Source organism: Leisingera sp. ANG-M6, assembly GCF_000813905.1.
Taxonomy (GTDB): domain Bacteria; phylum Pseudomonadota; class Alphaproteobacteria; order Rhodobacterales; family Rhodobacteraceae; genus Leisingera.
Genome location: NZ_JWLG01000015.1, coordinates 226,843 through 247,985 on the forward strand (window position 1 = coordinate 226,843; position 21,143 = coordinate 247,985).

Here is a 21,143-nt window from a genome sequence, read left to right on the forward strand (position 1 = left end):
GCCGGGTCTATATGCCCGCCATGAGCACCTCGGCAGACATAAAAATCCCCTTCATGAAGATGCACGGGCTGGGCAACGACTTCGTCGTTGTCGACGCGCGCGCGCAGGACATTGCCATCACCCCGGCGATGGCCAAGGGAATCGCGCACCGCCAGTTCGGCGTCGGCTTTGACCAGCTGACGGTGATCTCGAACGGGCCGGGCGACGCGCATCTGACCTTCTTCAATGCCGACGGCTCCACCTCTGCGGCCTGCGGTAACGCCACCCGCTGCATCGCCCGCCACCTGATCCTGGAGACCGGCAAGCCGGAGCTGCACCTGACCACGGACCGCGGCGACCTTTATGCCCGCGACGCCGGCAACGGGCTCACCTCCGTCAACATGGGGGCGCCGCAGCTGGACTGGCAGGACATTCCCCTGGCCGAGGAAGCGGACACGCTGGAACTGCCGATCGAGGGCGGCCCCACAGCCACCGGCATGGGCAACCCCCACTGCACCTTCTTTGTCGAGGACGCCGAGGTCATTCCGCTGGCGGAATTCGGTCCCCGCTACGAGCACCACCCGCTCTACCCGCAGCGCACCAATGTACAGGTCGCCCAGGTCACCGGCCCCGACCGCATCCGCATGCGCGTCTGGGAGCGCGGTGTAGGCGTGACACTGGCCTCCGGCTCCTCCTCCTGCGCAACCGCCGTTGCAGCCGCCCGGCGCGGCCTGACGGGCCGCAAGGTGCAGATCGATCTGGATGGCGGCACCCTGTGGATCGACTGGGCTGAGGACGGCGTTTGGATGACCGGCCCGACCATGCATGTGTTCGACGGCACCTTCACCCGCGAATTCCTGGAGTCGCTGGCATGAGCGTGCCCAAGTTCACCACCCTCGGCTGCCGCCTGAATGCCTATGAGACCGAGGCGATGAAGGAGCTGAGCCAGCAGGCAGGCCTGGAGAACGCCGTGGTGGTCAACACCTGCGCGGTAACAGCCGAGGCCGTGCGCAAGGCGCGCCAGGAGATCCGCAAGCTGCGCCGCGAAAATCCGGAGGCGCCGATCATCGTGACCGGCTGCGCGGCCCAGACAGAGCCGGAAACCTTTGCCGCAATGGAAGAGGTCACCCGCGTCATCGGCAATACCGAGAAGATGCAGCCCGAGACCTGGCAGCAGATCGCCAAGGGCCCGGATTTCATCGGCACCACGGAGAAGGTCCAGGTCGACGACATCATGTCGGTGACAGAGACCGCAGGCCACCTGATCGACGGTTTCGGCACCCGCAGCCGCGCCTATGTGCAGGTCCAGAACGGCTGCGACCACCGTTGCACCTTCTGCATCATCCCCTACGGCCGCGGCAACTCCCGCTCGGTCCCCGCGGGCGTGGTGATCGACCAGATCAAGCGGCTGGTGGACAGGGGCTACAACGAGGTGGTTCTGACCGGCGTGGACCTGACCTCCTGGGGCGCTGATCTGCCCGCACAGCCCCGCCTGGGCGACCTGGTGATGCGGATCCTCAGGCTGGTGCCGGACCTGCCGCGGCTGCGCATCTCCTCGATCGATTCGATCGAGGCGGACGAAAACCTGATGCAGGCGATTGCTACCGAACCGCGCCTGATGCCGCATCTGCACCTGTCGCTGCAGCATGGCGACAACCTGATCCTGAAACGCATGGCCCGCCGCCACCTGCGCGACGACGCCATCGCGTTTTGCGAGGAGGCCCGCCGCCTGCGTCCGGAGATGACATTCGGCGCCGACATCATCGCAGGCTTCCCGACCGAGTCCGACGCCCATTTCGAGAACTCGCTGAAACTGGTCACCGACTGCGATCTGACCTGGCTGCACGTCTTCCCCTATTCCAAGCGCGAGGGCACCCCGGCGGCGAAGATCCCGAACCAGGTGAACGGCAACGTGATCAAGGAGCGTGCGGCCCGCCTGCGCGCGGCCGGCGATGCGCAGGTGGAACGCCATCTGGCAGAGCAGGTCGGCAAGACCCACCGCATTCTGATGGAAAACCCGCATATGGGCCGCACCGAACAGTTCACGGAAGTGGCGTTCGCAGCCCCCCAGGAAGAAGGCCGGATCGTCACCGCCGCCATTACCGGTACGGCAGGCAGCCAGCTGGTGGCCTGACCCAGAGGGGAATTGCTTTCCCCGCTCCTACCCGCTAAATCTCACAACACAGGTCCCGGATACCTGCCGCTCGCGGCCGCTGGCCATGGTGAAATCCGGACAAGGTTTATCCTGACGCCTGGGTGCACGCCCGGACAGCAATGCGAGCCCTGTCTGCAACGGCACATGCACCCTTTCGCGAAAGGTACATCCATGCAGACCAACTCTGCCCTTCCTTCTGTTGCGCAGCTCAAGGCCGAGGCCCGGCTCTTGCGCAAGCATTCCAAGGCCCAGGGACAGCCCATCCCCCACAGCACCGCCCTGGAGCGGATCGCCCAGTACTACGGTTTCCGCGACTGGAACACGCTCCACGCCCGTGCCTCCAACGCGCCGGAGCTGCAGGTGGGGATGCGGGTCGAGGGGCGCTATCTGGGCCAGCCCTTCACCGGCTATGTCCACGGTCTGGCTGCCTGCGGCGGCAATGGCCACCGGCGGATCACCCTGCAATTCGACGCGCCTGTGGACGTGGTCCAGTTCGACAGCTTCTCCTCCTGGCGTCAGCGGGTGTCCGCGGTGATCAATGCCGACGACCGCTCGCCGCAGAAGACTTCCAACGGCCTTCCGCATCTGACGGTCAGCCCGCTGGCCTAGGCTTCCGGCTTCTTTCTGGTCCGAAATACCCCGGGGTGAATGCGCGTCCGCGCGCAGAGGGGCAGCGCCCCCCCCCGTCAGCAACGAAAAACCCCCGCAAGCATCACTTGCGGGGGTTTGATGTTTCAAAGCTTTAGTCAGCTGCCAGGGATCAGTGCTTGCCCTTGTGCGGCGCCCAAAGGCGCTTGTTGGTCAGATACAGCATCACCGACAGCAGGGTCAGGAACAGCACGCCGACAAAACCGGCCTGCTTGCGCGCCATCATCTTGGGCTCTGCGGTCCACATCAGGAAGGCCGCGACGTCCTGCGACATGGCTTCCACGTCGTTGGCGTGGCCGTCGGCAAATTCCACCTGCTCATCGGACAGCGGCGGCGCCATGGAGATCCAGCCGCCCGGGAAGGCAGTGTTCTCATAGAAGGTGGTGCCTGCTTCTTCCTTGGACTCACCGGTGTAGCCGGCCAGCAGCGAGGCGATGTACTCGGCACCGCCCATGCCCTTGAACAGCTGGTTGATGCCCAGGCCATAGGGGCCGTGGAAGCCCGCACGCGCCTTGGCCATCATGCTGAGGTCCGGGGCGCCGGCGTTGTTGTTCTCCGGGAAGTGATCGACCGGCTTGGCCGGGCGGTCCTCATCCAGTTCCGGATCGTAGACGCTGAAGTTGTCAGCTGCGTAGGCACGCACCTGATCCTCCGGCAGCTGCGGGCCGCCCTCGTCTGCCAGGGTGCGCAGCGGCACCAGCTTCAGCCCGTGGCAGGCCGCGCAGACTTCGGTGTAGATCTGCAGGCCGCGCTGCAGCTGGTTGCGGTCGTAAGTGCCGAACGGGCCTTCAAACGAGAAGGCGTAGTCGGTGATGTGCTGCTCGCCGCCGCCTGCTGCGTAAGACGCAGCAGGGATCATGGCCAGAGCGAAGGCGGCACCGGTTGCCAGTTTCTTGAACATTGTCAGGTGTTCCTTCTTCTTACTCGGCAGGAGTGGCGTCAGCAGAAGACTTCTTGCCGTAGTGGGCGTCGAAATCCTCTTCGATGGTTGCAGGCTGAGCCAGCGGCTTCTCGATCACGCCCAGCAGCGGCAGGATCACGAAGAAGTAGCCGAACCAGTAGGCCGATGCGATCAGCGAGAACGATGCATAAGGCTCTTCCGCCGGCATCGCACCCAGCCACATCAGGGCAAAGAAGTCGACGACCAGCAGCGCGAACCACCATTTGAACATCGGGCGGTAACGGCCCGAACGCACGTTGGAGGTGTCCAGCCAGGGCGCCAGCGCCATGGCCAGGATCGCGCCGAACATGGCGATCACGCCAAAGAACTTCGCATCCACAATGCCGCCGGTCACGAAGGACGCGAACTGCACCACCCAGACCTCGGAGGTGAAGGCACGCAGGATCGCGTAGAACGGCAGGAAGTACCATTCCGGAACGATGTGCGCCGGGGTCACCAGCGGGTTGGCTTCGATGTAGTTGTCCGGGTGGCCCAGGTAGTTCGGCATGAAGCCGACGATGGCCCAGAACACAACCAGCACAACGGCCAGGCCCAGGAAGTCCTTGATCACGAAGTACGGCCAGAACGGCAGGGTGTCTTTCTTGGCTTCTTCCTTGGACCCCTTGCGGACATCAACACCGGTCGGGTTGTTGTTGCCGGTGGTGTGGAAGGCCCAGATGTGCACGATCACCAGCGCTGCAATCACGAAGGGCAGCAGGTAGTGCAGCGAGAAGAAGCGGTTCAGGGTTGCGTTGTCCACTGCGGGCCCGCCCAGCAGCCAGGTCTGGATCGCTTCGCCGATGAACGGGATCGCGCCAAACAGGCCGGTGATAACGGTGGCCCCCCAGAAGGACATCTGGCCCCAGGGCAGAACGTAGCCCATGAAGGCGGTGCCCATCATCATCAGGTAGATCAGCATGCCGACAATCCAGGTGACTTCGCGGGGCGCCTTGTAGGAGCCGTAGTACAGGCCGCGGAAGATGTGGATGTAGACAGCAACAAAGAACAGCGACGCGCCGTTCATATGCAGGTAACGCAGCATATGGCCGCCGTTCACGTCGCGCATGATATGCTCGACAGAGGCGAACGCCAGATCAACATGCGGGGTGTAGTGCATCACCAGGACGATGCCGGTGACGATTTGCAGCGCCAGGCAGAAGGCCAGGACGATGCCCCAGATCCACCACCAGTTCAGGTTCTTGGGGGTGGGGATCATGATGGTGTCATAGATCAGGCCGACGATGGGCAGGCGGCTGTGCAGCCACTTTTCTGCGCCTGTCTTCGGCTCGTAATGGTCGTGCGGAATACCGGACATGAGCGCGTTTCCTTATCCCAGCTTGATGGTGTTGGCATCGGTGAACTCAGCCACCGGCACGTGCAGGTTCTCCGGCGCCGGGCCTTTGCGGATGCGGCCTGCGGTGTCGTAGTGCGAGCCGTGGCACGGGCAGAACCAGCCGTTGAATTCGCCGGCACCGTCGCCCAGCGGCACACAGCCGAGGTGGGTGCAAACACCCATCATCACCAGCCATTCGCCGGCGTCGTCCATGGTCCGGTTCGCGTCAGCCGCGTCGGTGCCCGGCTTGTTGGCGTTTTCCGACCGCGGGTCGATCAGTTCGGACAGCTCCACGGCACGGGCTGCCTCGATCTCTTCCTGGGTGCGGCGGCGGATGAACACCGGCTTACCAAGGAACATGACCGAGATCTGCGTGCCAACTTCCACGCCGCTGACATCGACCAGGATCGAGGACAGCGCTTTCACGTCGGCGGAGGGGTTCATCTGGTTGACCAGGGGCCATACGGCGGCACCCGCGGTCACTGCCCCGGCGCCGGCAGTGGCGTAGTAGAGGAAATCTCTCCGGGTTCCTTCGTGGTCTTCTGCGTGGGACACGAGGTTTTCTCCAATTCCAGCGCCCGTTTAGGGCAAACATGCGCATGCACCGCGATTGCTCGCAGTGACTCAGGCGCGTGTCTAGCGGGGAGAAGCCGCTTCGTCCAGCGGTCATAGGCGCGCAGAAAGCCGCAGACGGCAATTCTGTCACGCCTGTGTGACAGTGCCGCACCCATATCGGCGCGGCACCTGTCTGTTTCAAGGCCCAGAGCTCAGGCCGCGGGTGGTTTTGTCGCCTGCATCGCCGGGCGCGATTCGAAATCAGCGAACCAGTCCGCCAGCCCCTCATTACCCTGGCGCCAGTTGGTTTCCGGGTGGCGGAAATCCACATAAGCCAGGGCGCAGGCCACCGCGATCTGGCCGATATCCAGCGGCCCCTGCAGGTGGCTCATCCAGCGGGCATTCAGCGCCGCGCAGCCGCCCAGCACCTTGCTTTGCTGCGCCTCCAGCCAGCCGTCCCATTGTTTTTCTTCGGGACGCAGCCGTTTTTCATAAGACATCAGCACCGCCGCATCCATGATTCCGTCGGCCGTGGCCTCCAGCACCTTGCTGTCCCAGCCGCGGCCATACAATTTGCCGCCTGCGCGCTCATCCAGGTAGGCGCAGATCACCCGGCTGTCATACAAGGCCGGCCCGTCATTGCGCTCCAGCGCCGGGATCTTGGCCAGCGGGTTGCTGGCCTTCACATCCGGGCTGGGCTTCAGGGGTGTGGTGGTGACGTCCACAATATCAACATCCTCCAGCTGCCCGGTTTCATGCAGCAAAACCACAACCTTGCGGGCAAAGGGGGATGCCTGGGAAAAAGTGAGCTTCATGGAAAATCCTCCGGTGTTTGGCCGCAGCCTACTGCAAGCGGGCCTGAGGGGAAGGGGCAAATGCAGCACTGTGCTAGACTGGGCCTGTGTAACAAGTGACAGGAGCCCCACAATGATCATGCGGATATTCCAGGTTACCATACGGCCCGGCAAAGAAGCCGAGTTCAGCAAGTTCTTTCATGAAACCGCAATCCCGCTGATGAAGGGCACCGAGGGCATCGTCTCGGTCCTGCCCGGCGCGCCGCGCTCTGAGACCCCGCGGGAGTTCAGCTTTGTGATGGTCTGGAGGGATCTGGCCTCGCTCAAGGCATTTGTGGGCGAGGATTACACCAGTCCGCACATCGACCCGGCCGAGGCCGAACTGGTCGAGTCGCGCACCATCAAACACTATGATCTGGTAGAAGCCTGACGCATCAGCACCGCCAGCTCCTCCAGCTCCGCGCCCATGCCGCCGGCTATGGCCTCTGCGGCTCCCGCGCGCGCGGCGTCCGGTTTGTTCTGGCTCAGCTTCCAGGTGCCATCAGAGCCCGTGATCCGCATCCGGGCGGGCACGATCATCCGCATCATCCGCGCCAGCGCCGCTGCATCCATCTTGGCCGTCGTCCAGGGCGGCTTCGGCGCCAGCCGCGCCTCATAGAACGCCGACTGCCGGTCCAGCAGATCGCGCAATTCCTCATCCGAACGCAACTCCAGCTCGCCAGTCAGATGCACCGCGACATAGTTCCAGGTCGGCACCTGATCTGGCACCCCGTACCAGTCCGGCGAGACATAGCCATCCGGCCCGCTGACGGCGATCCTGGCCGGGCGCGCTTCCTTCAGCATCCGCACAATCGGATTGGAGCGCACCAGATGCAGATCCGCCCATTCACCGTCTTCGGAAATCAGGAACGGCACATGGCTGATCAGCGGCGCCTCCTCCGTGGAGACCGCCAGCACGCCAAAGGCCCGCGCACGGGCAAACGCCAGGTTCTGAGCGGTATCCGCATCGTGGAAAACCGGATTGGGGTGCATGAAAATTCTCCTGTGCCTGCCCGTCCCCCGTACCATGGAATGGGGTCCTGCAATTTGAAAAGCTCCACTTCCCGGCCAAGGAACAATACCAATTTCACTTCCCGGACGGGCCCCCAGCGTTCCGATCTTGAAATCGGCTGCGCCGCTTGGCAATGTCCGCGTGTTCTCAGGGCGGGGCGGAATTCCCCACCGGCGGTAAGCGGGCACGTCCCGTAAGCCCGCGAGCGGCTTCCAAGCTTTTGGAAGTGTCAGCAGATCTGGTGCGACTCCAGAGCCGACGGTCATAGTCCGGATGGAAGAGAACGTGCAGACGAGCCACGGATACGTGCGCCCGTCTGTTCGTGATCGCCTTGGGTGACGTGTCATGCCGTGCTGGCAGCGAAAAGTGGACACCGGTTTTCGCGGCCGCCAGCGGGCCACCAAACTGTATAGGAGATTACGAAATGACACACACCCGCTATGCCTTCATCAAGGCGCAATGGCATGCCGATATTGTCGACCAGGCGCTGGAGGGCTTCCTGCAGCTGATCCCGGCGGAGCAGGTCGACGTGTTCGACGTTCCCGGCGCCTTTGAAATGCCCCTCTTGGCGCAGGAGCTGGCAAAAACTGGAAAATACGCCGCCGTGGCCTGCGCTGCGCTGGTCGTCGACGGCGGCATCTACCGGCATGATTTCGTGGCGCAGGCCGTGGTTGACGGTCTGATGCGCGCCGGCATGGACACCGGGGTGCCGGTTCTGTCGGTCTCGCTGACACCGCATCATTTCCAGGAAACGGAGCATCACATGGCCATCTACCGCGCGCACTTCGTGCAAAAAGGCAACGAAGCCGCCAGTGCAGCGCTGATGATCACCAAGACGCGGGAGGCGGCGTTGGCCGCATAAACACAGCACTTACAGTGCATTATCCCCTGCACCAGCCCGCCGCACCGGCGGCGGGCATCCGGCAAAAGGCCAAAAAATCTGTTTAACCATTTGTTTATAAACAAGGTTTCGCAGCGAAACCCCTTTTCACTTACACGCCTCCGAAACCGGCTCCCGGCGGCGCGTCAGGCAGATCCCAAATAAGCCTTCAAGGCCGGCGGCGGGTTGTTCAGCAGCTCCGCCGTTGCCTGCGGCTCATGCGCCCTGCCCTCCGCCACCAGCACCACCTGATCCGCGATCCGGCGGGCGTCATTCGGATCATGGCTGACCATCAGCACCGTGGCGCCGCTTTCGCGGGCCAGTTCCGCCACCAGGTCCAGCATCTCTGCTTTCAGCGCCGGGCCCAGCGCGGCAAAGGGCTCATCCAACAGCAGAATGTCCCGCCCCTGCACCAGCACCCGCGCCAGCGCCACCCGGCTTTGCTGCCCGCCGGACAGGGCCGCAGGCTTGCGTGTGCCCATGCCGCCCAGGCCAACCCGCTCCAGCGCGGCATCAACCCGGCTCCACTCCGCCGCGCTCAGCCGCAGGTTTGCATGCAGCCCCAGCGCCACATTCTGCGCCACGGTCAGATGCGGGAACAGGTTGCCGTCCTGAAACAGCATTGCCACCGGCCGCTTGCCCGGCGCCTGGCGGGTCAGGTCGGCGCCCCTCCACAAAATACGCCCGCGGGTCACCGGCAGGAAACCGGCCACGGCCTCCACCAGCGTTGACTTGCCGGCCCCGGACGGGCCAATCACCGCGACGCAGGCGCCGGGCGCGATCTCCAGATCCGCCTCCACCGCGTAATCGCCGTTCATGATCCGGCAGCTCTCAAGCCTCAGCATGCCAGCGCCCCCCGCGGTCCAAAATCCAGAATGCCCCCATCGACAGCATCAGCAAGAGCAGCGCCGCAGCAGCAGCCGCCTCCATCCGGTAGGCCCCCATCAGCCGGTAGATCTGCAAGGGCAGTGTTGCGAAATCCGGATCGGCGAACAGCGCCACCACGCCAAGATCCCCCATCGACAGCGCCGCTGCCAGCCCGGCCGCAAACCCTGTCTGTGCCCGCATCCGCGGCAGGTAGACCCTGCGCACGAACGCCCATCCCTGCATGTCCAGCGACAGCGACAACCGGCCATAACGCCCCAGAACCTCCCGCGCCCGCGGCACCAGGATGCGCATGGCAAAGGGCAGCGCCATCACCGCATTGACCAGAGCTGTCACCGGCAGCGCCAGCGCAAAGGGGTCCGCAATGGGGTAGATCAGGATGAACAGCCCGGTGCCGATTACCAGCGGCGAGGCCGCAAGGCCGAGGATACCCGAAAGTTCGGCGATGCCGCTGCGCCCGGCGGCAGCCGCAGCGGCCATCGGCAGGGCAAGCATCAACAGGATCACGGTGCTGAGCGCAGCAACCAGAATGGAGTTCCCCGCCGCCTGCCATACAGAGCCCTTCAGTGCTGTCAGCCCCGGCAGCCCCGCCAGCACAATCGCCGCCAGCGGCAGCAGCAGAAACGCCGCCGACAGGACAATCCAGAACCCGTCCAATCCACGCGCCAGTGCCCCCTGCCCGTCCCAGCGCTGCACAGCCCGGTCAAGCCCGGCCCCAAATCCTTCGCCCGCCGACACCCGCAACGCCACCAGCGCGGCGGCACCGGTCAGCAGCAGCTGCAGCCCCGACAGAAGCGCCGCGCGGCCCAGGTCGAAATCAAAGCGGAACGCCTGATAGATGGCGAGCTCAAGGGTCGTCGCCCTCGGGCCGCCGCCCAAGGTCAGCGCCACCGCAAAGCTGGACAGGCAAATGGCAAACACCACCGCCAGCGCGCCCGGCGCCACCCGCCGCAGCATCGGCCCTTCCAGCAGCCGCCACATCGCCAGCGGCCCGGCATCCAGCTGCGCCGCCAGACGGAAACGCTCGGCAGGAATTTCCTGCCAGCCCTGCAGGATCAGCCGGGTTGCCAAAGGCAGGTTGAAAAAGACATGCGCCAGCACCACCCCGTGCAGCCCGTAGATTTGAACAGGCTCTAACCCAAGGAAAATCAACCCTTGGCTCAGCCAGCCGGCCCGGCCAAAGACAGCCAACAGACCAAGGATCGCAACAATTACAGGAAGAATGAAGGGCGCGCCCAGCAGTGCAATCAGCAGCGTCCGCCCCGGGAACCGCCGCCGCGCCAGCCCGCGGGCGACGGGAATGGCAAGGCCGACGCTCAAGAGCGCCGACAGACTCGCCTGGGTCAGCGTGAACCGCAGCGCCGCCCAGTCGCTAACGCCGAACCCGGTGCCGGCCTCGGCCCGCAGGGCAACAGCCCCCAGCGTCCCCAGAATCAGCGCCGCCACCAGCAGGGCAGCGGCGCTTCCGGGAAAGGCGCTTACTGGCTGAGCGCGTCCAGCCATTCGCCCAGCGCCGCATCGCGCACTTCTGCCGCTTCCGTTTCGCTCAGCAGCAACGATTTTTCAGGCGCGATCAGGGTGCCGAATCCTTCCGGCAGGCCTGCCGCCGGGGTCACCGCCGGATACATCCAGTTGGTGGTCGGAATGATCGACTGGAACGCATCCGACACCATAAAGGCCAGGAACTGGTCGGCCAGCTCCGGCTGGTCGCTGTTCGCCAGTTTGCCGGCCACCTCCACCTGCATGTAATGCCCCTCATCAAAGGCCGCCGCCGCCTTGGAGCCGTCTTCCTCGGCAATCAGGTGATAAGCGGGCGAAGTGGTATAGGACAGCACCATGTCGGCCTCACCCTCCAGGAACATGCCATAGGCCTCGGACCAGCCCTTGGTCACGGTCACGACGTTGTCAGACAGGCCCTTCCAAATCTCCGGCGCCTCGTCGCCATAGGCGGCCTTCACCCACAAGAGCAGGCCCAGACCCGGTGTCGAGGAGCGCGGGTCCTGGATCACGATCTTGGTGTCGCTGGCGGCCAGCGCCTTGAAATCCGCGGGCGCCGCGGCATCGGCGTTGTGGACAAAGGCAAAGTAGCCCCAGTCATACGGCACAAAGGTCGCGTCGTTCCATTCCACCGGCAGCGCAAACTCGGCGCTCACGGAATGCTCTGCAAACAACCCGGTTTCCTTGGCCGCCGCGGTCAGGTTGGTATCCAGCCCCAGCACCACGTCCGCGTCCGAGCGTGCGCCCTCCAGCTTGACCCGCGCCAGCAGCGCCGCGCCATCGCCTGCGCCAACCAGTTTCAGGTCGCAGCCGCAAACCTCCTCAAACGCCTTTTCCACTGCCGGGCCTGGGCCCCAGTCGGAAACAAAGCTGTCATAGGTATAAACGGTGAGTTCGGGCGTTTCGGCAAAGGCTGCCGAGGCGCCAAGCAGTCCCGCTGCAAATGCAAGATGTTTCATGCCATCCTCCTTTGCGGCTTTGGGCAAGGGTGGAGGCTGTCCAGTACCTTCCCTCCGCCGGTGTGATCCGGTTCAGGTTCAACGGGTGTCATCTCAGCGCTTGCGCGCACCCCGAGGTGGCGCGGACATTAGGCCCCAGCCGCAGCAAAGACAAGCCAAAGCCCCGCCAGGACCTACGCTTCAGGCAAACTGGACCGCCGCCCGCGCCGATCCTGTGTTCTTCCAGCTGAAAATATCCCGGGGGAGCCGCCCCAGGCGGCGGGGACAGCGCCCCCTATGCCCTTTGCCGCAGAGGAATCCGCTTGAGGCACAGGCCCCTGCCCGCTAAGCACGTCCCGCAAAGGAGACCGCGCCTCATGTCGATGAACAGCTTTGGACACCTCTTCCGCGTCACCACCTGGGGCGAAAGCCACGGGCCCGCGCTTGGCGCCACCGTCGACGGCTGCCCGCCGAACGTGCCGCTGGCGCCGGAAATGCTGCAGCAGTGGCTGGACAAGCGCCGTCCCGGCCAGAACAAGAATACCACCCAGCGCAACGAACCGGACGCGGTGAAGATCCTCTCCGGCGTGTTCGACGGCATGTCCACCGGCACCCCGATCCAGCTGATGATCGAAAACACCGACCAGCGCTCCAAGGACTACGGCGAGATTTCCCAGACCTTCCGCCCGGGCCACGCCGACATCACCTATTTCCAGAAATACGGCAACCGCGACTACCGCGGCGGCGGCCGCTCCTCGGCGCGCGAGACCGCGGCGCGGGTGGCAGCCGGCGGTGTTGCACGTGAAGCAATCAAGGCGCTGGTGCCGGGGCTGGAGATCAAGGGCTACATGACCCAAATGGGCGAGCTGGAGATCGACCGCAGCCGCTTTGACTGGGACGCGATTGAACAGAATGATTTCTGGATCCCCGACGCTGGCGCAGTGCAGGAATGGGAAGACTACCTGCAGGCCCTGCGCAAGGCGCATGATTCCGTTGGCGCCGTGGTTGAGGTTGTTGCCCGGGGTGTCCCCGCAGGCATCGGCGCGCCGGTTTATGGCAAGCTGGACACCGATCTGGCCGCCGCGATGATGTCGATCAACGCCGTGAAGGGCGTCGAGATCGGCGAAGGCATGAACGCCGCGCGCCTCAAAGGTTCGGAAAACGCCGACGAGATTTTCATGGGCGAAAACGGCCCTGAGTATTCCTCCAACCACGCCGGCGGCATCCTCGGCGGCATCTCCACCGGGCAGGATGTGGTGGTGCGCTTTGCGGTCAAGCCAACGTCTTCAATCCTCACCCCGCGCCAGTCGATCCGCAAGGACGGTTCCGCCACCGAAGTGATCACCAAGGGCCGCCACGACCCCTGCGTCGGCATCCGCGCGGTGCCGGTGGCCGAGGCAATGATGGCCTGCGTGATCCTCGATCACCTGTTGCTGCATCGCGGCCAGATCGGCGAAAACCAGGGCCGGATTGGCTGAAGGTAAGGCTCTAATAAGCGCCAATTCGCATTCTCAAGGGTGAAGCGTGCAGATGCAGGCTTCGCCTTTTTTCGTTCCTCAGCCGTGGTCGCTGCCGCATTGCCCGTGATCGCCCAGCGCCGACAGCACCTTGCAATCTCCGCCCTGCCCGTGGCCGCACAGATGGGTGATGCGCTCCAACTCCCCCGCCAGCCGCTCCAGCCTGGTTATCCGCGCCCGCACCGCATTCAGCTGCGCCTCGGCGATGCGGTGCACCTCTGAGCAATCCTCTCCCAATTGTCCCTCGATCGACATCATCACCTTGATGTCCTCCAGCGAAAACCCAAGGTCGCGGGCATGTCTGATAAAACCCAGCGCGTCCATGCCGTCCTGCCCGTAGCGGCGCTGGTTGCCGGCATTGCGGCCCGGTTGCGGCAGCAGGCCGATTTCCTCGTAATAGCGGATGGTTGGCACCTTCACGCCGGTGGCCTTGGACAGCTGGCCGATGGAAAACATCGCAATGACCTCTTGATGCTCTAGTGACTAGAGGCCCTACATTGATATCGAATCAGGAATGAGGACAAGAGCAATGGCAGGCTGCTGCAATCACAACGCAAGGTTCGACGGGGTATCGGACGACTACAAACGCAGGCTTTGGCTGGTGATCGCCATCAACGCCGGCATGTTCGCGGTGGAAATGGGCGCGGGGCAGATGTCCGGCAGCCAGGCGCTGAAGGCGGACGCGCTGGATTTTCTGGGTGACGCGCTGACCTATGGCATCTCATTGGCGGTGATCGGCGCGTCCTTACGCACCCGGGCACTGGCCGCCCTGGGCAAGGGCATCAGCCTGTTGCTGATGGGTGCCTGGGTGTTCGGCTCCACCGTCTATCAGGTGTTCTACGTTGGCGTGCCGCAGGCGCAGATCATGGGGGTTATCGGCTTTATGGCGCTGGCGGCCAACCTGATCTCGGTCATGCTGCTGGCCCGCTACAAGGACGGGGACGCCAATGTGCGCTCGGTCTGGCTCTGCTCGCGCAATGACGCGATCGGCAATGTGGCGGTGATGATTGCGGCGCTTGGCGTCTGGGGCACCGCCACCGGCTGGCCGGACCTCATCGTGGCCGGCATCATGGGCGGGCTGTTCCTGAGCTCCGCCTTCCAGATCCTGGTGCAGGCGGTGCGGGAGTGGCGCGAGGAAGAGGCACACGCAGAAGCGCACCAACACTAAGTGCTTAGGGCCACGCCTGCCCAAGCAGGCGCAGCCCGGCCTTTCGGCCGGACGGAACAGAGCTTAACCAAACAGCCCTGCGTATGCCTCGCGCAGGGCTTTCTTCTGCACCTTGCCCATGGTGTTGCGCGGCAAGGCCTCCAGCAGGATGATCTCCTTGGGTTGCTTGAACTTGGCCAAATGCCCGGACAGAGCCGCCTTGATCGCCTCAGCGCTGGTGCCCTTGCCTTCCGGCACAACCACCGCCACCACTGCCTCGCCAAAGTCGGGATGCGGCACGCCAATGACGGCGCTTTCCAGCACGCCGGGCAGGTCATCAATCAGGCTCTCCACCTCCTTGGGATAGACATTGAATCCGCCGGTGATGATCAGATCCTTCTCGCGCCCGACAATGGTGACATAACCGTCAGCGTCGATCTTTGCCATGTCGCCGGTGATGAACCAGCCATCCGGCTGCAGCTCCTCCGCCGTTTTCTCCGGCATCTGCCAATAGCCCTGGAACACATTGGCCCCGCGCACCTCCAGCACGCCGATCTCTCCGGCCGGCACCTCAGCCCCGTCCCGCATCACCCGCGCCTCCACCCCCGGCAGCGGGAAACCGACGGTGCCGGCCCGGCGCTCTCCGTCATAGGGGTTGGAGGTGCTCATATTGGTTTCGGTCATCCCGTAGCGTTCCAGGATGCGGTGGCCGGTGCAGGCCTCCCACTGCTCGTGGGTATCGACCAGCAGGGGTGCGGAGCCGGAGATGAACAGACGCATGTTTGCAGCGCGCTCCGGCGTCAGCCGGTCATCCGACAGCAGGCGGGTGTAAAAGGTCGGCACCCCCATCAGCGCCGTGGCCTTGGGCATCGCCTCCAAAATGGCATCCCCATCGAACCCCGGCAGGAACACCACCTGGGCGCCGGCAAACAGCGCCACATTGGTTGCCACAAACAGCCCGTGTGTGTGGAAGATCGGCAGCGCATGGATCAGCACGTCGTCCTTGGTGAACCGCCAGCAATCCCGCAGCGTCAGCGAGTTGGAGGCCAAATTGTCATGGCTCAGCATCGCACCCTTGGAGCGCCCGGTGGTGCCGGAGGTATAAAGGATCGCCGCAAGATCATCCGCCTTTCGGGCCACAGGATCAAAGCCGCCCTGCCCGTCCGCCAGATCCCGCAAGCTGCCCTGCCCCGCCGCATCCAGTGTCAGCACCTCCGCCTCTCCGGAGACCGCGCTGATCTCCTCCAGCCGTGCAGGATCGCAAACCACCACCCGGGGCGTTGCGTCGCCAACGAAATAGGCGACTTCCGGCCCGGTATAAGCGGTGTTGAGCGGCAGAAAGATGCCGCCCGCCATTACCGTGCCCAGGTACAGCTCAATCGCCTGAAAGGTCTTCTGAACCTGCACCGCCACCCGGTCGCCGGGCTGCACGCCTTGCGAGACCAAAGCCGCCGCCATCCGCTCCGCGCCGGCAAACAGCGCGCCGAAGGTGACCGTGCCGCCCTCCGGGAGCCGGGCAAAAACATCCTCCTCGCGCCCCAGGGAGGACTCACGCAGCTGGCGGATCAGGTGGTTGGCGTCATACATCTGCGGCTCCTTCATCTGGCGGCGCCATTTGCGCGGCTTGGCCAGCCAAAATCAAGCCATTGATCTTTGCGGCGCTTGGGCGCAGGGTCGCGCCATGGCAAAATCCTTAACATCGCATCGGCCTGTGCTGGCGGTCCTCTTGAAAGTGACCGCCATTGCGCTGTTCACCGCATTGTCCGGGATCATCAAGGCCACCTCGGAAACCGTCCCCGCGGGCGAGGCCGTGTTCTTCCGCTCCTTCTTTGCCATTCCGGTGATCGTGGCCTGGCTGGCGGCGCGCGGCGAGCTGCGGCACGGGCTGATCACCAGGAAGCCGATGTTTCACGTGTGGCGCGGGCTGGTCGGCACCTCGGCGATGGGGATGACCTTCATGGGGCTGGCGCTGCTGCCGCTGCCGGAAGTCACGGCCATCGGCTATGCCACGCCGATCTTCACGCTGATCCTTGCAGCGCTGTTTTTGGGAGAGACCATCCGGCTGGTGCGGATCAGTGCCGTGGCCATCGGCCTGTTAGGCGTTCTGATCATGATCTGGCCGCGCCTGGGCGGCGATCTGGGCGATGGCGCCATGCTGGGGGTCTTGCTGGTGGTCGGGGCCACCGTGGCCCGCGGCTTTGTGCAGATCCACATCCGCCGCATGGTCCAGTCGGAGCATACCGCGGCCATCGTGTTCTATTTCTCGCTGACCGCCTCGGCCCTGGCGCTGCTGACGGCGCCCTTCGGCTGGGTGATGCCTGACGCGCAAACCGCCGCGCTGTTGGTCAGCGCCGGGCTGGTCGGCGGTGTGGCACAGATCCTGGTCACCTCCTCCTACCGCTTTGCGCCCGCCTCGATGCTGGCGCCCTATGATTACGCCTCGATGATCTTTGCCATCGTGATCGGCTATGTGTGGTTCGACGAATGGCCGACGCTGGTGATGCTGGCCGGTGCTGCGCTGGTCATTGCCGGCAACGTGCTGGTGATCTGGCGCGAGCACCGGCTGGGCCTGCGGCGCGGCAAGGCCAAGCCGCTGATCGACCCCAAGGGCGGATAACAGGCTCTAAAAAGGGCGTCTTTGCATTACTTAAGCCTGCTCCCAGAACCAGCCCGCTTAGATCGCGCGGGTCAAACCGCCGTCCACGCGAATGTTCTGCCCGGTGGTATAACCCGCATCATCCGAGGCCAGATAGGCTACCAGCGCAGAGATTTCGCGCGCAGTGCCATAACGCCCCATCGGGATCCGCGCCTTGCGGTCCTCAGTCTCCGGCAGGCTGTCGATAAAGCCCGGCAGCACATTGTTCATCCGCACGCCCTGGGCCGCGAACTTGTCGGCAAACAGCTTGGCAAAGCTCGCCAGCCCGGCCCGGAACACACCGGAGGTCGGGAACAGCGGGTCCGGCTCAAACACCGCAAAGGTGGAGATGTTGATGATCGACCCCTTGCCCTGCACCGCCATGATGGGCGCCACCAGCCGCGCCGGGCGGATCACATTCATCAGGTAGTATTCCATCCCCAGATGCCAGTCGTCGTCGCTGATCTCCAGGATATCGCCCTTGGGCCCGTGGCCGGCCGAGTTGACCAGCACGTCGATCCGCCCCCAGCGGTCCATCGCCTTGTCCACCAGCGCCTGCAGATCGCTTTGCACCAGGTTAGAGCCGGTATGGCCCACCCCGCCCAGCTCCTGCGCCAGCGCCTCGCCCTTGCCGGAGGACGACAGGATCGCAACCTCATACCCTTGTTCGTGAAGGTGGCGGGCGGCATCCGCGCCCATGCCGCTGCCCGCGGCGGTGAAGAGAGCAACCTTGGTCATGTCCATACTCCTTTGCTTGCCCTCAGGATGGCGGTTCAGGCCGCGCTTGACCAATCATGTCTCATCGCGCCAGACTGTAGGAAAACTACTGGCTGAAACCTGATGCGCCTGCCCAACCTCAACGCCCTGCGGATGTTCGATGCCGCCGCCCGCCACCTGAACTTCGGCCGCGCGGCGGAGGAGCTGCACCTGACCCAGGGCGCAGTGGCGCAGCAGGTGCGGCGGCTGGAGGCCGATCTGGGCCACAAACTGTTCCACCGCCACGCCCGCGGGCTGACCCTCACGGACACAGGCCGCAGCTATCATGCGCCAGTCCGGCAGGCGCTGATGCTGATCCGCGAAGCCACAGACCAGTTGGCACCCGCGGTGCAGCGGGTGACGCTGTCGGTGCCGCCTTCCTTTGCCTCGAAATGGCTGGTGCCCCGGCTGCCGGAGTTCGAGGCCCGCCACCCCGGCATCGACCTGCGGGTTGTGGCCGAGGAAAGCCTGACGGATTTCAAGCGCGACGGCATCGACATCGCCATCCGCCAGGGCGGCAAGCCACAGGAAAGCAGCCTGAACTCTGCGCTGCTGTCGCTGGTGGACCTGGTGGCAGTGGCACGCCAGGATTCGGCTCTAACAAAAGAGGATTCTCCCGAACTGGAGGATCTGGCGCAGCACACGCTGATCCAGGACGGGCACCACCACTGGGACCTTCTGCTGCGGCAGCACGGGCTCACGGCCACGGGCCGGGTGCTGCAATTCAACCAGACGGCTCTGGCGATGGACGCGGCAATGAACGGCCAGGGCATCGCCCTTGTGCCCCGCATTTTCCTGGGCAGCCAGCCGCTGGCAGAGCTGTGGCAGGCGCCGCGGCTGGGGGATCAGGGCTTTTACGTGCTTTGGCCCAGCACTCAGGGCCGGGCCAAGACGGTGGTGGACTGGCTGCTGCGCCAATAACATTCAGGCAGAGGCGGCCTCAACCTCTTCCGGCGCGCTGAGCGAGATCACAGCAACAACCGCCGCGCCATTCAGCCAGTAGAAGGCCGCATCCAGCCCGGCAAAGCCAAAGACAAAAGGCGCCGCCAGAAAGGTGAGGCCAACAATCAGGTCAACCGTCAAATGCAGCTTGTAAGGCAGCACCCGGATCAGGCCGAGGTGATGGTCCGTCAGCACCGTCAGCGCAAAGGCGGCGATGCCGGTTGCCACCGACAGCCACAGCGCCAGCGGATTGCTTTCACCGAGGCCCAGCAGGAACGGCAGCCCCATCAGGGCAATGGCCACCGGGTAGTCGAGATAGGCGTGGATGGTGCGCGTCACAAAACGGAGGGGCATGTGTCAGGTCCTTTTCTGTTTTTCAGGACCGCAAGGTTTGCGGCCATGAACCCAGAGTGGACTCAAAATCAGGAACGAATAACTCTAGCTAAGACAAGAAACCTTGCAGATCGTTCACATGTGCGACGTTTCGGAAAAATCGACATTGGCATGCTTCTGCCGGTACGCCGCCGGAGAGAGGCCAACCTGCTTGCGGAACACCCTGGAAAACGCAGCTTCGGAGGCGTAGCCCGCCAGTTCCGCCGCGTCGGCGACATTCAATCCCTGCTCCGCCAGCCCCTGGCAGGCAATTTGCATCCGCCAGGACGTAAGATACTGCATCGGCGTCACCTCCATCTTGGCAGTAAAGGTTTGGGCAAACCCGGTCCGCGACATTCCCGCCGTCCGGGCCAGGTCCTCCACCGACCAGTTTGCTGCCGGATTCTTGTGAAACGCCGTCAAGGCGCGGTGGAGCCGGGGGTCCGCAAAACCGGCCAAGGCGCTGTCATCCGACGTCAGGCTTTCCAGATGCACCCGGATCGCCTGCGCAAAGATCGCCTCGGACATTTTCAGCGCAATCAGGTCACCGCCCATGCGCGCCTGCCCGGCTTCCGCGGCAATGACCCGCAACGTTGCCTCCAGCCAAGCACCGCGGGCTTCGCCATAGTCCTGAATATGCATATAGGGCGGCAAACGGTCCAAAAGCATATGCCCGGCACCGGTATGCCCTTGCGCGCCATAAGAAATATGCCCGCAAATCAGCTGCGTATCCCGGTCGTCCTCATCGCCGCCGTAAACCAGCACGCCTTCGCCCTGATACCCGGACAGCTCCAGCACCCGCTCCAGCGTCAGGACTGCCTCTTTGCCAGTGGTGGAGCAAAACAGCATATGTTCCGCCCCATGCGGGATCACCACCAGATCCCCCTGCGCCAGCCGGATCGTGTCACCGGTCTGCGGCAGATGCACCAGGCATTCACCGCGATGGGCAAAATGGAACCGCGCCACATTCTGGAAGGACGGCACATGCACCCCCCACGGCGGCGTGAACGAGGTGCGGAAATAGAGCGTCCCCTTCAGGGAAAGCCGCGTGAGAATGTCGCTTAACAGATCCAGCATGGCAAAAGGATACCCCTTCGGTGCCACGCGTCCAGAGTGCTGGACGATCTGCAATATCTTTCGGCCTATCACGCATTCAACGCCACAACGTTTTCACGGATCAAGGTGGCACTGACAAAACAAGGAGTCGCAAGATGACATTCCGTTTGCTTTCCGCCGCTGTTCTCGCTGGCGCCGTGGTCCTGCCGGCCCATGCCGCAGAGCCGATGAATGACCTCGAAATCGCCCATACCGCCTATACTGCAGGCCAGCTGGACATACGCTATGCCCATATCGCACTGGCGGTATCTGAGAATGCCGACGTGCGCAGCTTTGCTGAAACCATGATCCGCGACCACTCCGCGGTCAACTCAGCTGCAGTTGATCTGATCACCGAATTGAACGTCACGCCTCAGGACAACGACCTCAGCCGTGCCCTGGTAAAGGGGGCCGCAGACAAGCGGGCAGAGCTGATGGGCCTCTCCGGCAACGCCTTCGACTGCGCCTATGCCCAAAATGAGCTGGGCTACCATCAGGTTGTCAACAAGACCGTCGAGGAAAGCTTTCTCCCGGCAGTCACGGTTGCGCCGCTCAAAGAGCTGCTGACGGATGCGCTGGCGACATTCAAGGTGCACGAAGGCCATGCGGAACAGATGGTCAGCAATCTGCAATGCAGCTGACACGGCGGCGGCTGATCGCAGCGGGCGGACTGACGGCGGCCGCAGCAGCCTTGCCCGCAGCGGCCGCACCACCAGTCCGGGTCCGGATCCGGAAGTTCGCCTTTGACCCGAAAACAGTCTCTATTAAGGCTGGAGAGCGTGTCGAGTGGGTGAATGAGGACATTGCCCCGCATACGGCGACTGAAGATAATCATCTGTGGGACACAGGCGAACTGGAAAGGAACGGGTCTGCCACGCTCACCTTTGATACACCGGGGACGTATGCCTATTTCTGCGCCTTCCATCCAAAGATGAAAGCGCAAGTGATCGTCACAGCGTGACAGGCTGCAACGAAAACGGGCGCCCCGCATCGGGACGCCCGTATCTTCTGTGCAGGTCGTGAT

Annotated in this window: 24 protein-coding genes and 2 riboswitches; of the genes, 11 read left to right on the forward strand and 13 right to left on the reverse strand. The window is 63.9% G+C overall.

The window, feature by feature from the left end; translation table 11 throughout:
• The first annotated feature begins 11 nt into the window (after positions 1–11).
• The 3 genes from dapF (at position 12) to RA24_RS13800 (ending at position 2,743) form a co-directional block, all read left to right on the forward strand.
• Positions 12–854, forward strand: coding sequence for a diaminopimelate epimerase (dapF, locus tag RA24_RS13790; protein ID WP_039192206.1), 843 nt, complete (start codon positions 12–14; stop codon positions 852–854).
• Positions 851–2,113, forward strand: a complete 1,263-nt coding sequence (gene mtaB, locus RA24_RS13795) for a tRNA (N(6)-L-threonylcarbamoyladenosine(37)-C(2))-methylthiotransferase MtaB (RefSeq protein ID WP_039192209.1) — start codon at positions 851–853, stop codon at positions 2,111–2,113. Before dapF ends, mtaB begins: the two co-directional genes overlap by 4 nt.
• Positions 2,114–2,305: 192 nt before the next feature.
• Positions 2,306–2,743 carry a glyoxalase superfamily protein gene (locus tag RA24_RS13800; RefSeq protein ID WP_039147477.1) on the forward strand — a complete coding sequence of 146 codons (438 nt, stop codon included), beginning with the start codon at positions 2,306–2,308 and terminating at the stop codon, positions 2,741–2,743.
• A gap of 151 nt (positions 2,744–2,894) precedes the next feature.
• Here RA24_RS13800 and RA24_RS13805 read toward each other — a convergent pair whose 3' ends face one another.
• From RA24_RS13805 to RA24_RS13820, 4 genes are all read right to left on the reverse strand, one after another.
• Complete coding sequence (locus RA24_RS13805) at positions 2,895–3,683, reverse strand: cytochrome c1 (protein ID WP_019297568.1); 789 nt, start codon at positions 3,681–3,683, stop codon at positions 2,895–2,897.
• A 19-nt stretch (positions 3,684–3,702) separates the two neighbouring features.
• Positions 3,703–5,037, reverse strand: coding sequence for a cytochrome b (gene petB / locus RA24_RS13810; RefSeq protein ID WP_019297567.1), 1,335 nt, complete (start codon positions 5,035–5,037; stop codon positions 3,703–3,705).
• 12 nt (positions 5,038–5,049) lie between these two features.
• A complete protein-coding gene (gene petA, locus RA24_RS13815; RefSeq protein ID WP_019297566.1) occupies positions 5,050–5,610 on the reverse strand; it encodes a ubiquinol-cytochrome c reductase iron-sulfur subunit in 561 nt (186 codons plus the stop codon).
• Positions 5,611–5,822: 212 nt separating this feature from the next.
• Entirely contained in the window at positions 5,823–6,425 is a 603-nt protein-coding gene (locus tag RA24_RS13820; protein ID WP_039192212.1) for a glutathione S-transferase, read from the reverse strand.
• Between the two features lie 112 nt (positions 6,426–6,537).
• Here RA24_RS13820 and RA24_RS13825 point away from each other — a divergent pair, with 112 nt between their 5' ends.
• Positions 6,538–6,834 (forward strand): antibiotic biosynthesis monooxygenase family protein, encoded by a 297-nt coding sequence (locus RA24_RS13825; RefSeq protein ID WP_019297564.1) that lies wholly within the window; start codon positions 6,538–6,540, stop codon positions 6,832–6,834.
• Here the strand turns inward: RA24_RS13825 and RA24_RS13830 are convergent.
• Positions 6,813–7,436 carry an FMN-binding negative transcriptional regulator gene (locus RA24_RS13830; RefSeq protein WP_039192215.1) on the reverse strand — a complete coding sequence of 208 codons (624 nt, stop codon included), beginning with the start codon at positions 7,434–7,436 and terminating at the stop codon, positions 6,813–6,815. The genes RA24_RS13825 and RA24_RS13830 overlap by 22 nt on opposite strands.
• Before the next feature lie 158 nt (positions 7,437–7,594).
• A riboswitch (FMN riboswitch) is annotated at positions 7,595–7,744 on the forward strand.
• A gap of 135 nt (positions 7,745–7,879) precedes the next feature.
• Here RA24_RS13830 and RA24_RS13835 point away from each other — a divergent pair.
• Complete coding sequence (locus RA24_RS13835; protein WP_019297562.1) at positions 7,880–8,317, forward strand: 6,7-dimethyl-8-ribityllumazine synthase; 438 nt, start codon at positions 7,880–7,882, stop codon at positions 8,315–8,317.
• Positions 8,318–8,481: 164 nt separating this feature from the next.
• Here the strand turns inward: RA24_RS13835 and RA24_RS13840 are convergent, their stop codons facing one another.
• From RA24_RS13840 to thiB, 3 genes are read right to left on the reverse strand one after another with little or no spacing between them, the layout of a single operon-like run.
• Entirely contained in the window at positions 8,482–9,180 is a 699-nt protein-coding gene (locus RA24_RS13840) for a thiamine ABC transporter ATP-binding protein (protein WP_039192218.1), read from the reverse strand.
• Positions 9,167–10,723 carry a thiamine/thiamine pyrophosphate ABC transporter permease ThiP gene (locus tag RA24_RS13845; protein WP_052269601.1) on the reverse strand — a complete coding sequence of 519 codons (1,557 nt, stop codon included), beginning with the start codon at positions 10,721–10,723 and terminating at the stop codon, positions 9,167–9,169. Before RA24_RS13845 ends, RA24_RS13840 begins: the two co-directional genes overlap by 14 nt.
• A complete protein-coding gene (gene thiB / locus RA24_RS13850) occupies positions 10,699–11,676 on the reverse strand; it encodes a thiamine ABC transporter substrate binding subunit (protein ID WP_039192221.1) in 978 nt (325 codons plus the stop codon). The genes RA24_RS13845 and thiB overlap by 25 nt, the downstream gene beginning before the upstream one ends.
• A gap of 32 nt (positions 11,677–11,708) precedes the next feature.
• Positions 11,709–11,800: riboswitch (TPP riboswitch) on the reverse strand.
• 232 nt (positions 11,801–12,032) lie between these two features.
• Here thiB and aroC point away from each other — a divergent pair.
• Positions 12,033–13,133 (forward strand): chorismate synthase, encoded by a 1,101-nt coding sequence (gene aroC / locus RA24_RS13855; protein ID WP_039192224.1) that lies wholly within the window; start codon positions 12,033–12,035, stop codon positions 13,131–13,133.
• A 78-nt stretch (positions 13,134–13,211) separates the two neighbouring features.
• On the opposite strand, the gene RA24_RS13860 is transcribed toward aroC, so the two are convergent.
• Positions 13,212–13,628 carry a MerR family transcriptional regulator gene (locus RA24_RS13860; RefSeq protein WP_039147483.1) on the reverse strand — a complete coding sequence of 139 codons (417 nt, stop codon included), beginning with the start codon at positions 13,626–13,628 and terminating at the stop codon, positions 13,212–13,214.
• Positions 13,629–13,701: 73 nt separating this feature from the next.
• Between RA24_RS13860 and RA24_RS13865 the strand changes: the two genes are divergently transcribed.
• Positions 13,702–14,340, forward strand: a complete 639-nt coding sequence (locus tag RA24_RS13865) for a cation transporter (RefSeq protein ID WP_039192227.1) — start codon at positions 13,702–13,704, stop codon at positions 14,338–14,340.
• 63 nt (positions 14,341–14,403) lie between these two features.
• On the opposite strand, the gene RA24_RS13870 is transcribed toward RA24_RS13865, so the two are convergent.
• Entirely contained in the window at positions 14,404–15,906 is a 1,503-nt protein-coding gene (locus RA24_RS13870) for a malonate--CoA ligase (protein WP_039192489.1), read from the reverse strand.
• 94 nt (positions 15,907–16,000) lie between these two features.
• On the opposite strand from RA24_RS13870, the gene RA24_RS13875 reads away from it, so the two are divergent.
• On the forward strand, positions 16,001–16,936 hold the full coding sequence (locus RA24_RS13875) for a DMT family transporter (RefSeq protein WP_039192229.1): 936 nt from the start codon (positions 16,001–16,003) through the stop codon (positions 16,934–16,936).
• Positions 16,937–16,993: 57 nt separating this feature from the next.
• Here RA24_RS13875 and RA24_RS13880 read toward each other — a convergent pair whose 3' ends face one another.
• Entirely contained in the window at positions 16,994–17,698 is a 705-nt protein-coding gene (locus RA24_RS13880; RefSeq protein WP_039192232.1) for an SDR family oxidoreductase, read from the reverse strand.
• 96 nt (positions 17,699–17,794) lie between these two features.
• On the opposite strand from RA24_RS13880, the gene RA24_RS13885 reads away from it, so the two are divergent.
• Positions 17,795–18,631 carry a LysR substrate-binding domain-containing protein gene (locus RA24_RS13885; protein WP_039192234.1) on the forward strand — a complete coding sequence of 279 codons (837 nt, stop codon included), beginning with the start codon at positions 17,795–17,797 and terminating at the stop codon, positions 18,629–18,631.
• Between the two features lie 3 nt (positions 18,632–18,634).
• On the opposite strand, the gene RA24_RS13890 is transcribed toward RA24_RS13885, so the two are convergent.
• Both RA24_RS13890 and RA24_RS13895 read right to left on the reverse strand, forming a co-directional pair.
• Positions 18,635–19,006 carry an SPW repeat domain-containing protein gene (locus RA24_RS13890; protein WP_039192236.1) on the reverse strand — a complete coding sequence of 124 codons (372 nt, stop codon included), beginning with the start codon at positions 19,004–19,006 and terminating at the stop codon, positions 18,635–18,637.
• Positions 19,007–19,120: 114 nt separating this feature from the next.
• Positions 19,121–20,101, reverse strand: a complete 981-nt coding sequence (locus tag RA24_RS13895) for an AraC family transcriptional regulator (RefSeq protein WP_039147489.1) — start codon at positions 20,099–20,101, stop codon at positions 19,121–19,123.
• A gap of 134 nt (positions 20,102–20,235) precedes the next feature.
• Here RA24_RS13895 and RA24_RS13900 point away from each other — a divergent pair, with 134 nt between their 5' ends.
• A complete protein-coding gene (locus RA24_RS13900) occupies positions 20,236–20,760 on the forward strand; it encodes a DUF4142 domain-containing protein (protein WP_039192237.1) in 525 nt (174 codons plus the stop codon).
• The gene (locus tag RA24_RS13905; protein WP_039192239.1) at positions 20,751–21,080 is read left to right on the forward strand and encodes a cupredoxin domain-containing protein; all 330 of its coding nucleotides are present in this window, start codon (positions 20,751–20,753) and stop codon (positions 21,078–21,080) included. The genes RA24_RS13900 and RA24_RS13905 overlap by 10 nt, the downstream gene beginning before the upstream one ends.
• Positions 21,081–21,143: the final 63 nt, after the last annotated feature.

Excerpts from the sequence above, each read along its gene's own strand:
- RA24_RS13870 (WP_039192489.1), bottom strand. The coding sequence starts at position 15,906 with ATGTATGACGCCAACCACCTGATCCGCCAGCTGCGTGAGTCCTCCCTG.
- RA24_RS13900 (WP_039192237.1), top strand. The coding sequence starts at position 20,236 with ATGACATTCCGTTTGCTTTCCGCCGCTGTTCTCGCTGGCGCCGTGGTC.
- aroC (WP_039192224.1), top strand. The coding sequence starts at position 12,033 with ATGTCGATGAACAGCTTTGGACACCTCTTCCGCGTCACCACCTGGGGC.
- RA24_RS13895 (WP_039147489.1), bottom strand. The coding sequence starts at position 20,101 with ATGCTGGATCTGTTAAGCGACATTCTCACGCGGCTTTCCCTGAAGGGG.
- dapF (WP_039192206.1), top strand. The coding sequence starts at position 12 with ATGCCCGCCATGAGCACCTCGGCAGACATAAAAATCCCCTTCATGAAG.
- RA24_RS13890 (WP_039192236.1), bottom strand. The coding sequence starts at position 19,006 with ATGCCCCTCCGTTTTGTGACGCGCACCATCCACGCCTATCTCGACTAC.
- RA24_RS13905 (WP_039192239.1), top strand. The coding sequence starts at position 20,751 with ATGCAGCTGACACGGCGGCGGCTGATCGCAGCGGGCGGACTGACGGCG.
- RA24_RS13800 (WP_039147477.1), top strand. The coding sequence starts at position 2,306 with ATGCAGACCAACTCTGCCCTTCCTTCTGTTGCGCAGCTCAAGGCCGAG.
- petB (WP_019297567.1), bottom strand. The coding sequence starts at position 5,037 with ATGTCCGGTATTCCGCACGACCATTACGAGCCGAAGACAGGCGCAGAA.
- RA24_RS13845 (WP_052269601.1), bottom strand. The coding sequence starts at position 10,723 with ATGGCTGGACGCGCTCAGCCAGTAAGCGCCTTTCCCGGAAGCGCCGCT.
- mtaB (WP_039192209.1), top strand. The coding sequence starts at position 851 with ATGAGCGTGCCCAAGTTCACCACCCTCGGCTGCCGCCTGAATGCCTAT.
- RA24_RS13880 (WP_039192232.1), bottom strand. The coding sequence starts at position 17,698 with ATGGACATGACCAAGGTTGCTCTCTTCACCGCCGCGGGCAGCGGCATG.
- RA24_RS13825 (WP_019297564.1), top strand. The coding sequence starts at position 6,538 with ATGATCATGCGGATATTCCAGGTTACCATACGGCCCGGCAAAGAAGCC.
- RA24_RS13875 (WP_039192229.1), top strand. The coding sequence starts at position 16,001 with ATGGCAAAATCCTTAACATCGCATCGGCCTGTGCTGGCGGTCCTCTTG.
- RA24_RS13830 (WP_039192215.1), bottom strand. The coding sequence starts at position 7,436 with ATGCACCCCAATCCGGTTTTCCACGATGCGGATACCGCTCAGAACCTG.
- RA24_RS13865 (WP_039192227.1), top strand. The coding sequence starts at position 13,702 with ATGGCAGGCTGCTGCAATCACAACGCAAGGTTCGACGGGGTATCGGAC.
- RA24_RS13835 (WP_019297562.1), top strand. The coding sequence starts at position 7,880 with ATGACACACACCCGCTATGCCTTCATCAAGGCGCAATGGCATGCCGAT.
- RA24_RS13820 (WP_039192212.1), bottom strand. The coding sequence starts at position 6,425 with ATGAAGCTCACTTTTTCCCAGGCATCCCCCTTTGCCCGCAAGGTTGTG.
- RA24_RS13840 (WP_039192218.1), bottom strand. The coding sequence starts at position 9,180 with ATGCTGAGGCTTGAGAGCTGCCGGATCATGAACGGCGATTACGCGGTG.
- thiB (WP_039192221.1), bottom strand. The coding sequence starts at position 11,676 with ATGAAACATCTTGCATTTGCAGCGGGACTGCTTGGCGCCTCGGCAGCC.
- RA24_RS13885 (WP_039192234.1), top strand. The coding sequence starts at position 17,795 with ATGCGCCTGCCCAACCTCAACGCCCTGCGGATGTTCGATGCCGCCGCC.
- RA24_RS13860 (WP_039147483.1), bottom strand. The coding sequence starts at position 13,628 with ATGTTTTCCATCGGCCAGCTGTCCAAGGCCACCGGCGTGAAGGTGCCA.
- RA24_RS13805 (WP_019297568.1), bottom strand. The coding sequence starts at position 3,683 with ATGTTCAAGAAACTGGCAACCGGTGCCGCCTTCGCTCTGGCCATGATC.